An 11,694-nucleotide genomic window follows, 5' to 3' on the forward strand; every position below is an offset into this window, starting at 1 on the left:
CCCTGCTCCCCCAACTTCGACCTTTCCATTGGCCCAAACGCATCGTCTTGGCCTCCAGGAGGTTTCCCCGTGACGGGAGTTGCGCCATGTTCTCCACCTTCGCTTTCACGATAATCCGGACGTGACGGCAGACGGGGAAGGCACTCAGGAGTATCCGCGAGGGTCCGAATCGCCGAAAGCCACCCAACCAGACCGGGCCGCCCCAAGCGGCGTGCCCAGACGCGCCAATAAACCATATTCGAGGTCGTTTGGCAAGGGGTAGGGATGATCCGGGAGGCTTGGGGCAAATCCCCCAAGAAGCCGGGCGTTGGGGAGTTTGGGCGCGCATGGCCGTTCGCCCCTCCTGTGCTACGGTGGTCGGCGGGGGGCCCCGGAACATCCCCGGAGCCCCCGCGTTGGTATGAGACCGGAGAAGGCCGTGAAAGTTCCCTCGCCCCCCGAAGGGGCCTTCCATGCGGACAGCGCCCATCGGGCCGTATATTCCAGAGCCGCTTGCATCTACACGCGCCGGCCCTCCGGGGTCCTGTATCCGAAGGGGGAGGCCGACCTGTTGTGGGGCCTTCGCCGGGCGAGGGAGTCGGGCGCGTCCCTGACCCTCAGGGGGGGAGGCTCGGGTTTGGCGGGCCAATCCGTGGGGACCGGCATCGTCGCGGACGTTTCCCGGTGGATGGCCTCGGTGGTTTCCGTGGACGAGGACCGGCGGGAGGCGGTCGTCCAGCCCGGCGTCGTCCTGGCCGACCTCAACCGACGGCTGGGCCCGAAGGGCCTCCGCTTCGCCCCCGATCCGTCCAGCCAGGACTTCTGCACCCTCGGGGGCATGCTCGCCAACAACTCGAAGGGCGCCCGGTCGGTGAAATACGGAACGACCCTCGCGCACACCCGGGCCCTGACGCTTCTGCTCGCGGACGGGGAACGGGTGGTCCTCTCCAGAGGCTTCCGCGCCCCGGAGGAGTATGGCCACCCCTCGCTCCGGAAAGCCGCCGCCCTCATCGAGGAAAACCGGGCCGACATTTTCCGCCGGTGGCCCCGGAGCCGGACGAACACCTCGGGCTACAACCTCCGGGACTGCCTCGGCCCGGAGGCAGGCGTCGACCTGGTCCCGCTCTTCGTCGGATCCGAGGGAACCTTGGGGATCGTTCTGGAGGCCCGCCTCGGACTCTCGAATCTCCCAAGGCACCAGCGCCTGGTCCTTCTGGAGTTCCCCGATGTGGCGTCGGCGGGCCAGGCTGTCCTGGGCATCCTCCCCGGGGGGCCGTCGGCCCTTGAGATTCTCGACGAGACGTTCCTGGAGATCATCCGCCTGGGATTCGGCTCCTTCCCGCTCCCCGTGGCCGATTCCGCCCGGTGCCTCCTCCTGGTCGAGACCGACGGGGAAAGCGCAGAGGAGGCCTCCGCATCCATGGAGGCGGCGTTGGCCGCCGCCCGGGAGGCCGGGGCCATCGGGGAGAGGCAGGCCTCAACCCCCGACGAGCGGGCGAGAATATGGGCCTTTCGAAAGGCCGCCAGCCCCTTGTTGAACAAGGGCCGAGGGCGGCACAAGTCCCTCCGGTTCATCGAGGACGGGGCCGTCCCCACGCAGGCCATCCCGGCCTACCTGAAGGGCGTGCAGGAAATCCTGGCAGCGCGCGGCATCCAGGTCGTCATCTTCGGCCACGCGGGCGACGGGAACTTCCACGTGAACCCCTTCATGGATCTGACGGACCCCGCCCACTTCCGGGAAATGCCCCGGATCGCGAGGGATGTGGCCCAACTCCTGGCCTCCCTGGGCGGCACGCTCTCCGGAGAGCACGGGGACGGGCGACTGAGGACCCCCTTCCTGCCCCTGATTTACGGCCCGCTCACGGACCTCTTCCGCCGGATCAAACTGGCCCTCGATCCCGAGGAGGTCCTCAATCCCGGGATCATCGCCCCCGCGGAGGCCGAACCCATGGAAGCGGGAACCCGCTTCCACCCGGCCTACGCGCGCACGACCCTCAAGGGCCGCCTCTCGGAGGAGGCCTGGGCGGTGGAGGCCGAACGCTGCCATGGATGCGGAACGTGCCGGGATTTCTGCCCCACGGCGGGAGCCACGGACTTCGAACTGGCGTCGAGCCGGGGCCGGGCCCACCTTCTCCAGGCCTTGCTCTCCGGGGAGCTGGATCCCCGGGAGGCCCGCCGCGCGGAAGTCCGGGAGATCTTCGAATCCTGTCTGGGGTGCTCCCAGTGCGCCCTTCACTGTCCCACGGGTGTGGACGTCGCGCCTCTCGCCGCGGCCTTCCGTGAAGCCTTCACGCCGGCGCCTGCGCGGGTCCGCGGCGCTCTCCTGGCCCGCCTCCCGTCCCTCGGGTACACGGCCGTCCCGGGCGTGGTCCGCCTGGCCGAGGGACGCGCGCCGCGCCTGCTGGGCGGGGCCCTCCTGGGCTTGAGGACGGACCTCAAGGCGCCACCCCTGGCGCCCCGGGTCGCGTTCGACCCGGGCAGGCTCCACCGCTTCGACGCATCCTCGAACGGTAACGGCCGGGCGGCCTACTTCTACGGGTGCTACGGCAACACCTACAACCCCGACGGGGAGGCGGCGCTGGCCGTGCGCGTCCTGAACGCCCTGGGGGTGGACGTGGTGATCCCCGCCCAGGCCTGCTGCGGGGTCAGCAAGTTCGCCCGGGGCCTGCCCGACGCGGCGGCCCAGGACGCGGCCTTCATCCGCAGGAACTTCCTCCCGTGGGTGGAGAAGGGGTACGCCCTCGTGGCCTCGGCGCCCTCGTGCCTCCTCGCCCTGTCCAGGGAGCACGCGAGGTACTTCCCGTCCCCGGAGGCCGAGAGGCTGTCGGCGGCTTGCACGGGCCTGTTCACGTATCTCGCCGCCCGCATGCGGGATCGCCCCGAGGCCCTGCGGCCGGTCCCCCTCCGGGTCGTGTACCAGACGCCCTGCCACGCCGCCGTCCTGGGCACCAGCGGGGACGAGGTCGCGCTCCTCCGTTCCATCCCCGGGCTCACCCTGCTCGATGTGACGGAAGAGTGTTGCGGCCTGGCGGGGTCTCACGGCGCCGAGGCGCGCCATGCCGCCCTCGCGGAGGCCGTGGCCGCACCGCTCTTCGCCCGGATCCGGGCCGCCGTCCCCGACGCCGTCGTCACCCCCTGCGGCTCGTGCCGCGTCCAGGACCAGGCGCACCTCGAAGGCATCCCGGTCCTCCACCCGCTCGAGGTGCTGGCCCGGGCCCTTCTCTGAGAAGGCCCGTCCCGGGATGCGGCGCGGACCCCCGGGGGAATCCGGCGAAAAGGGGGGCGGTACCGGGGTGTTCCCCGGTGTCCATCCTTATTTCCTTACTTCCTCACCGCGTTGAGGGCGCTCCCGGCGCGGAACCAGGCGATCTGCTCGGCGTTGAGGCTGTGGTTCAGGCGGATCTCCTCCCCGGTCCCGTCCCCGTGGTGCAGGATGGCGCGAACGGGCTGGCCGGGGGCCAGGGAAGCGAGCCCCAGCAGGCTGATCCGGTCGGTGGCCTCCACCTTGTCGTAATCCTTCGGGTCGGCAAAGGTCAGGGGCAGGAGGCCCTGCTTCTTGAGGTTGCTCTCGTGAATGCGCGCGAAGGAGCGCGCGATGACCGCGGCGGCCCCCAGGTGCCTCGGCGACATGGCGGCGTGCTCGCGGCTGGAGCCTTCCCCGTAGTTCTCGTCTCCCACGGCCACCCACCTCCTCCCGGATGCCTTGTAGCTTCGGGCCAGCTGGGAGAGGGGGACCTCCTTCTCGCCTGAAATCTGATTCACGCCCGTCCCAGGCTTTTCGGAAAAGGCGTTGACGGCGCCGTTGAAGAGGTTGTCGCTGATCTTGTCCAGGTGGCCCCGGAAGCGGAGCCAGGGCCCGGCGGGGGAGATGTGGTCGGTGGTGCACTTCCCCTTCGCCTTCAGGAGGACGGGGAGTTCAACGAAGTCCTTTCCGTCCCAGGCGGGGAAGGGGGAGAGGACCTGAAGACGTTCCGAATCGGGCGCGACGGCCACGGTTACGGAGGAGCCGTCCTCGGCGGGGGGCGCGTATCCCGCCTCGTCGCGGAGGAATCCCTCGGGCGGAAGATCCGGAGCGGGCGCCGGAGGGGCGAACCGGAAGAACTCCCCCTTGGGCGTCGGGAGGGAATCGGTGCGGGGGTCGAAATCCAGGCGGCCCGCCACGGCGTAAGCCACCACGAGTTCCGGGCTCGTCAGGAAAGACAGGGTGGAGGCGTTTCCATCGTTCCGCCTCGGAAAGTTCCGGTTGAAGGACGAGACGATGGAATTGGCCTCCCCCGGCTTCACGTCGTCTCTCTTCCACTGTCCGATGCACGGGCCGCAAGCGTTGGCCAGGACGGAGGCGCCGATGGAGGCCAGATTGCCCATCTGGCCGTCCCGCTCGATGGTCGCCCGGATCTGCTCGCTGCCCGGGGTCACCAGGAGGGGGACCGCCGCCTTCAGGCCCGCCCTCGAGGCCTGCCTCGCCACCTCGGCGGCGCGGCCCATGTCCTCGTAAGAGGAGTTGGTGCAGGAGCCGATGAGGGCGGCGCGAAGGGCCGCCGGATAGCCCTCCCGGGCAATCGCGGCCTTCAGTTCGCCCACCGACCGGCACAGATCGGGGGTGTGGGGCCCCGCCACCTGCGGCTCGAGGGTGGAAAGGTCGATCTCCACGAGGCGGTCGAAGTGGGCGGCGGGCTTCTCCTCCACCTCCGAATCGGGTCCCAGCAGCTCCGGGTGTCTGCGGGCCAGGTCCGCCAGTGGGGCCCGCCCCGTGCCCCGAAGGTAGGCGTCCATCCGCTCGTCGTAGGGGAAGATGCTGGTCGTGGCGCCCAGTTCGGCGCCCATGTTGGCGATGGTTCCTTTTCCCGTGCAGGACAGGGCCGAGCACCCGGGCCCGAAGTACTCGATGACGGCGTTGGTGCCCCCTTTGACGGTGAGGATCCCAAGGAGGCGGACGATGACGTCCTTGGGGCTGGTCCACCCGGACGGCGCGCCCGTGAGGCGAACGCCGATGCGCTTCGGGTAGAGGACCTCCCAGGGAAGGCCCGCCATGACGTCCACGGCGTCGGCCCCCCCCACTCCCGAAGCGAACATGCCCAGCCCGCCCGCGTTGGGCGTGTGGGAGTCGGTCCCGATCATCATGCCCCCTGGAAAGGCGTAGTTCTCGAGGACGACCTGATGGATGATTCCCGCGCCGGGCTTCCAGAACCCGATGCCGTACTTCCGGCAGGCCGAGGCCAGGAACTCGTACACCTCGCGGTTGGACTCGAGGGCGGCGGCCATGTCGGGCCCCGCTCCCTTTTGGGCGAGAATGAGGTGGTCGCAGTGGACGGTCGTGGGCACGGCCACGGAACCGCGCCCCGACTGCATGAACTGGAGGATGGCCATCTGCGCCGTGGCATCTTGCATGGCCACGCGGTCGGGCCGGAGGTACAGGTAGCTCTTGCCCGGTTCCAGTTCGGCCTTCTCCACGTTGTCCAGATGGCCGAAGAGGATCTTCTCCGCCAGGGAGAGCGGGCGGCCCAGGCGCCGCCGGGCGGCCTCCACGTTGGCGGAAATCCGGTCGTAGGCTCGGGAGACGAATTCGGGCGTCGTTTCGATGGCCGGCATGGGGTCCTCCGGGTGCAGGGGACTTCAGTGTAGACCCGATGGGGGTGCGGCGAAAGGGGAGGGGGAAAAGGGGCCGCAGGAGGGCGGTCGAATGGCCGGAAATGGGGCCCAGGAGGCGCCACCATCGGGCGGAAGGCCCAACGCGCCCTAATCCGTTTCGTTCCGCCGCGGCGGGGGGACGACCTCGATCCCCGCCTCGGCGAGAAGGACGGAGGCGTAGGAGCCCGGCGGCAGGGTGAACGTGAGGACGGCCCCCCGTCCGGCGCGCTCCAACCCTATTTCTCCCACGGGTACGCGCATGGGGCGCCGGGCGCCCGGGGCCCGGGCGGAGGAAACGTCCCTCCAGCCAAGGCCGTGGCGGGCGAGGATGTCCTCCTCGAACTGGAGGGCCTCCCCCGAGGCGCGGGCCATCTTCCCCCCGAAGAGGGGGCCGGAGGGTGAGATTTCGAGGCGCCGAACCCGGTCGAGGAGCGTCTCGTCCACCTCCTCCGCGGGAAACTCGCCCCCCGAATCGTGGCGCTTCATGACGTCTCCCGCCACCGGCCAGGGGAATCGTCCGGCGGAGCGCCGCGCCTCCAGCCAGTCGTTGAAGAGGAGGGCCTGGTAGGCCGACACCAGGAATCGGGCCCGACGGAAGGGCCCCGAAGGCCGATGGCCGAGAAAGATCTTCCGTCCCTCCTCCAACCCCGAACGGTCCGCGAACCGCTGGGGTCCGAAGGCGTTGGGCATCCCCTCCGCCTCGAGGCGACGCAGGCCGGCCTCCAATGCCTCCGCGTCGCTCGGGCCGTCGCCCTCCACCCGCACGGTGAAGCGGTTCCCCGCCAGCTTCCCCGTCCGCAGCTTGTGGGTGTGCAGGGCGGAGGAGAGGACCTCGCACCCCAGTTCGCCGAAGGCGAGTTCGGCCTGTTTCTGGAGGCGGGAGGGGATCGAAAAGGTCTGGACCGCCACGGCGTCGCGGTCCTTCATTCCGGCGCAGCCCAGGTCCTCCTCAGCCAGGCGGAGGCGTCTGCGGAGTTCCCCGAGCAGGAAGGGGGTGGAACAGCCCGCCCGCCGGACCGTCAGGTAGGCGTGGTAGCCCCGGCCGCAAGGCGGGAAGAGCGGGACCTCCTCCACCGTGAAAGTCCCGGGGGACTGGACGAACCTCAATCCAGCCATCGGGAAAGCGCCTCCGCGATCTCCCGCGCGGGGACGCCCTCCTTCGCGGCGAGGGCCTTCACGTCCTCCCACTCGGGGTGGAGGCGCACCTTTCCGGAGGGGAGGGTCAGGGCCTTCACCCGCAGGGGGCCGTAGGGCGTGTCCAGGGTTCGCAGCTCCCTTGGAAGTTCCCTTCGCCGCCATTCGGAGATCCGGACGCCCGTGGTGGTGGTGTGTTCGAGGAGGAGGTCCGCCAGGCGCTCCGCCTCCGGGAGCGGGGAGACCACCGAGACGAGCCAGGCGGGCCGGTGCTTCTTCGCCTGGATGGGCGTGGTGAAGACGTCGAGGGCTCCTCCGGCCCTCAGTTCCTCCAGGGCCCCTCCCAGCAGTTCAGGGGTCATGTCGTCGATCTGGGTCTCGATCAAAGCCACCCGGTTGTCGGCCGGCCCCCGGGACAGGCAGAAGACCCTCAGGACGTTGGGCGCCCCTTCGGGGTCCCGCGTCCCCGCGCCGTACCCGACCGCGCGCACGTTCCCCTCGGGGAGGGGGCCGAAACGGCTCGCGAGGGTCACGGCGAGGGCCGCCCCCGTCGGAGTCGTGCGCTCCATGGGCGGTCCCGCGGAGAAGACGGGGACGCCTCGAACCAGCTCCGCCACGGCTGGAGGGGGAACGGGGAAGGTCCCGTGCTCCATCCGGGTGAAGCCCGAGCCGAGGTTCAACGGGCCGCACTCCACCTCCGGAGCCCCCAGCGCATGCCATGCCGCGCAGGCCCCCACCACGTCCGCTATGGCGTCGAGGGCCCCCACCTCGTGGAAGTGGACCTTGTCCACGGGGCATCCGTGGACGGCGGCTTCCGCCTCCGCGAGCCGCCGAAAGACGGCGGAGGCGGTCTCCCGAACTCGCTGTGGGAGTTCCGCGCGGGCGAGGAGGGCCAGAATGTCCGGGAGGCGGCGGTGGGTTTCCGCCCGGGGGAGCCGGGGGGAGGCGAGGGTGGCCCGCAGGCCCTGCCGCGTCACGGTTTCGAAGGAAAAGGAAAGGCCCTCGATCTGGAGCGAGGAAAGGGCCGCCTGGACGGCGCCCCGGTCGGCGCCGGCGTCCACGAGGGCCCCCACCGTCATGTCGCCAGCGATCCCCATGAAGGGGTCCAGGTAGAGGATCATGAGGCCGCCCCGGACAGGGACTCGAGGATCACTTCGCGGGTGCGGTCCCGCAGGGAGTCGCGCATCTCGTAGCCCAGTCCCTCCGTGGGGATGGGCTCGTGGAAGACGACCGTGATCTCCCCCGGGCTGAACCAGAAGCCGTGCCTGGATTGCACCTTCCGGGCGCCCCGGATGGACACGGGCAGGATGGGGGCCTGGAGGTCCAGAGCCAGCACGAAGGGTCCCTTCTTGAAGGGGAGGAGGATCTCGTCGGTCTTGTTCCGCGTCCCCTCGGGGAAGGAGATGAGGCTGAGCCCGGTGCGCCGCATCCTCTCGGCCAGCTTGGCCAGCGTGCGCCGCGCCTTGGCGTTGTTCCGCCGGTCCACGAAGGGGAAGCCTCCGGCCCAGAGGGCCCAGCCGAAGACGGGGAGGTAGAGGACTTCCTTCTTGGCGATGAAGCGGTAGTACCGGCCCTTGAGGGCCAGGATCATGGCGTAGATGTCGAAATTGCTCGCGTGGTTGGGGACGAGGACGTAAGGCCTTCCCCGCTCGAAGCGCTCCAGGCCCTCCACCCGGAGGGTCACCCCGGCGGACTTGAGGATGGCCCAGGACCAGAACCTCCCCAGCCAGAGGACGATCTCCCCGCGCGTGAACGGGCAGAGCAGGGTGGCGAGGATCCCCAGGATCAGCGTGAGGCCCCAGACCACGGCGTGGATCATCAAGCAGCGCCAGACCGGATGGGTCCGGGCGGGCGCGACCGTTGCGGCGGCTTCGCTCATGGATCCTCCCCGCCGGGGATTCTAGCCCACCCAGGGGCCCTGGGCCAACGTGCGGGCGCCGTCACCCCCCCAGCAGCGAGGAGAGGAGCTGGAGGGGGAGGTGGATGACCCCCACGTAAAGGAGGACGTAGATGGGCCGTATGATCCATCCCAACAGGGGGGTGAAGAACAGGACCAGCAGGAGGATGGGGCCGACGGCCCGCAGCCGCTCGTAGAGAGGCAGGAGGGAAGGCGGAAGGAGGGCCGAGAGGACCCAGGAGCCGTCCAGGGGCGGGATGGGGATCAGGTTGAATCCCGCCAGAACGACGTTGACGAGGGCCAGCCGCAGGAGCCACCACGCGGGGGAGAACTCGGACTCGAAGCCGGTCCAGAAGGCGGCGGGGCCCTGCGCGAGGAGGAGGCCTCCCAGAATCCCCGTCGTTCCCACGGCCACCGCCAGGTTGCTCAGGGGGCCCGCCGCGCCCACGAGCGCCTCGTCGCGGCGGACCCGCTTGAAGTGGCGGCTGATGACGGGAACGGGCTTGGCCCATCCGAAAACGGGCGCCCCGATGAGGGACAGCACGGCGGGCATGACCAGCGTGCCGATGGGGTCGATGTGGGGGATCGGATTGAGGGTGATCCGTCCGAGCATGCGACCCGTGGGGTCGCCGAGGCGGTCCGCCATCCAGGCGTGGGCGCTCTCGTGGACCGACAGCGAGAAGAGGATCAGGAGAACGTTGAAGACCAGCGTCAGGATGCCCAGCGGCGTGAAGTCGATTCCACCCATCGGTCGCGCACCTCGTCTCGGGTCAAAGCCTCATGGGGCCCAGGACGGCCTCGTCCTTGAGGGGGGTCGTTTCCCAGGTCCGGGGCGGACGCCCGCCGCCTTCCGCCCGGACCGTGACGGAAGGGAGGTTCCTCCCATCGGAGTAACGGGCCACGATGGAGGCGCAAAGGCGCTCCTCCTCCTCGCCCGGAAGCGATTCGTCCGTCAAACCCACGGGACCGGGGATGACCTCCACTTCGAGCCGGACGCGGCTCCCGTCCGCGAAACGCTCCAGGAATCCGTTCTCCCTCTCGTCCCGGCCGATGATGAGCTTCAGGGCGGGGGTGATCCGGAAATGCCGGCCCGCCTTCAGGAGCGTCACGTCTTCCTGGTTCATGGGCCGCCCCGTGCGGTGGGCCATCTTGTCTCGGAAGCGCCGGGCGTAGTTGGCGTCGGTGAGGAAGCAGCAGCCTCCGGCCGGCAAGGGATAGTCGGTGATGCCCTTCTCGGCGATGAGGTCCATCTGGGGCCGACGGGTCCGGCCCTGGAGGGAGAGCAGGCGGCTCCGGTCTACCAGCCCTGCCTGTTCCGGCTCCGTGGGGGGAAGAAGGCGCGCCGAGAGGGGCCTCAGGAGCCGCCCCTCCAGACCCGACTCCCGCTCGATGACCCGCATGGGCACCTTCCGCTGGCTCATGGGGCGCTGTCCCAGGACTTCCCCCGTGGCCACGAAGTTGGCGCCCTCCTCCTCCATGATCTCCCGCGCCTTCTTCAGCATGAAGGCCCGGCAGTCGATGCAGGGGTTCAAGTTGGCCCCGTAGCCGTGCTTCGGATTGAAGACGATGTCGAGGTACTCCCTGGAGATGTCCACGAGGCGAACGGGGGCCTGGAGGTCCGCTCCCGCGCGCAGGGCCTCGTTTCGGAGTTTCTTCGGGTCCGCGTCGGCGGGGGCGGTGGCCCGCTTGTGGTCGGCAACGCAGAACCCCGTGGAGAAGTGGACGCCGATGATCTCCACCCCCTGCTCCTGGAGGAGGCGCGCCGCGAGGGTCGAATCCAGGCCGCCCGAAAGGAGGACCACGGCCTTGGATTTGCGGCGTGTTCCGGGTTTTGCCGCGGCGTCGCTCACTCGCACCTCCGGGCCGGCGGCCACCGGCGAATCTACCTTAACACAGGCTTCCCCCGCTTCATGGCAGCCCCCGCCGCGGTTGACAAGGAGGGGCCCGGATGCTAGACTTCAAGGCCCGTGCAGGCGCGTAGCTCAGATGGAAGAGCGCTACCTTGACACGGTAGAGGTCAGCGGTTCGATCCCGCTCGCGCCTACCATTCTTTTTGTTGGCCCGATGGGCCGAGGGAACCGTGGCCCAGATTCAGGTCACCCTGCCCGACGGAACCCGGAAGTCGTTTGAGGCCGGCGCCACCCCCCTGGACGTGGCGGCCTCCATCTCGCCGCGCCTGGCCTCCGCCTCCCTCGCGGCGAGATGCGACGGGCGCCTCATGGATGTCTACTGGCCCCTGTCCGCGGACTGCCGCCTCGAACTCCTCACGGACCGCGCGCCCGACGCCCTCGAAATCTACCGGCACACCTGCGCCCACCTCATGGCCAACGCCGTGAAGGAGCTGTTTCCGGAGGCCAAGATCGCCATCGGGCCGGTCATCGAGGACGGCTTCTACTACGACTTCGATCGGGAGAAGGCCTTCACGCCGGAAGATCTGGAGTCCATCGAAGCCCGCATGCGGGAGATCGCGGCCCGGGACGTCCCCATCCGGCGCGAAGAACTCCCCTGGGAGCGGGCCCGGGACCTTTTTCAGGCCGAGGCCGAGCCCTACAAGGTGGAGCTGGCCTTCGAGAAGGGGCAGAACGAGCCCGTTTCCATCTACCGCCAGGGCGCTTTCAACGACTTCTGCCGGGGCCCCCACCTGCCCTCCACGGGGCGCATCAAGCCGGACACCTTCAAGCTCCTCTCCGTGGCCGGCGCATACTGGCGCGGCGACGAGCACAACAAGATGCTCCAGCGCATCTACGCCACGGCCTTCCTCACCAAGAAGGACCTCGAGGAGCACCTGAAGCGCCTCGAGGAGGCCAAGGAGCGCGACCACCGGAAGCTCGGCAAGGAGCTGGACCTCTTCTCGGTGGCCGACGAGGTGGGCGGCGGTCTGATCCTCTGGCATCCCAAGGGGGCCTTCGTCCGTAAGACCATCGAGGATTTCTGGCGCGACGAGCACCTCAAGAACGGCTACGAGTTCGTGTTCTCCCCCCACGTGGGCCGGGCCGCCCTCTGGCAGACCAGCGGCCACCTGGATTTCTACAAGGAGAACATGTACCCCTCCATGG

Annotated in this window: 8 protein-coding genes and 1 tRNA gene; 3 read left to right on the forward strand and 6 right to left on the reverse strand. The window is 69.5% G+C overall.

What is annotated here, in order from left to right:
• Positions 1 to 418 precede the first annotated feature (418 nt).
• Positions 419 to 3,205: an FAD-linked oxidase C-terminal domain-containing protein gene (locus AB1824_11570; GenBank protein MEW5765604.1), complete on the forward strand. Its 2,787-nt coding sequence runs from the start codon at positions 419 to 421 to the stop codon at positions 3,203 to 3,205.
• Positions 3,206 to 3,300: 95 nt separating this feature from the next.
• Here AB1824_11570 and AB1824_11575 read toward each other — a convergent pair whose 3' ends face one another.
• The 6 genes from AB1824_11575 to AB1824_11600 form a co-directional block, all read right to left on the reverse strand.
• Positions 3,301 to 5,568: an aconitate hydratase gene (locus tag AB1824_11575; protein MEW5765605.1), complete on the reverse strand. Its 2,268-nt coding sequence runs from the start codon at positions 5,566 to 5,568 to the stop codon at positions 3,301 to 3,303.
• Between the two features lie 147 nt (positions 5,569 to 5,715).
• Entirely contained in the window at positions 5,716 to 6,723 is a 1,008-nt protein-coding gene (gene truD, locus AB1824_11580) for a tRNA pseudouridine(13) synthase TruD (GenBank protein MEW5765606.1), read from the reverse strand.
• Positions 6,711 to 7,862 carry a nickel pincer cofactor biosynthesis protein LarC gene (larC, locus tag AB1824_11585; protein ID MEW5765607.1) on the reverse strand — a complete coding sequence of 384 codons (1,152 nt, stop codon included), beginning with the start codon at positions 7,860 to 7,862 and terminating at the stop codon, positions 6,711 to 6,713. The genes truD and larC overlap by 13 nt, the downstream gene beginning before the upstream one ends.
• A complete protein-coding gene (locus AB1824_11590; GenBank protein MEW5765608.1) occupies positions 7,859 to 8,620 on the reverse strand; it encodes a lysophospholipid acyltransferase family protein in 762 nt (253 codons plus the stop codon). The genes larC and AB1824_11590 overlap by 4 nt, the downstream gene beginning before the upstream one ends.
• Positions 8,621 to 8,681: 61 nt before the next feature.
• A complete protein-coding gene (locus AB1824_11595) occupies positions 8,682 to 9,386 on the reverse strand; it encodes a site-2 protease family protein (GenBank protein ID MEW5765609.1) in 705 nt (234 codons plus the stop codon).
• Positions 9,387 to 9,408: 22 nt separating this feature from the next.
• Complete coding sequence (locus AB1824_11600) at positions 9,409 to 10,488, reverse strand: thiamine biosynthesis protein (GenBank protein ID MEW5765610.1); 1,080 nt, start codon at positions 10,486 to 10,488, stop codon at positions 9,409 to 9,411.
• A 121-nt stretch (positions 10,489 to 10,609) separates the two neighbouring features.
• Here AB1824_11600 and AB1824_11605 point away from each other — a divergent pair.
• Together AB1824_11605 and AB1824_11610 are read left to right on the forward strand one after the other, a co-directional pair.
• Positions 10,610 to 10,685 (forward strand) — tRNA-Val (locus AB1824_11605).
• Between the two features lie 33 nt (positions 10,686 to 10,718).
• The coding region (locus tag AB1824_11610) for a threonine--tRNA ligase (protein ID MEW5765611.1) at positions 10,719 to 11,694 on the forward strand (976 nt) is incomplete at its 3' end.

Source organism: Acidobacteriota bacterium (assembly GCA_040752915.1).
Classification (GTDB): domain Bacteria; phylum Acidobacteriota; class UBA4820; order UBA4820; family DSQY01; genus JBFLVU01.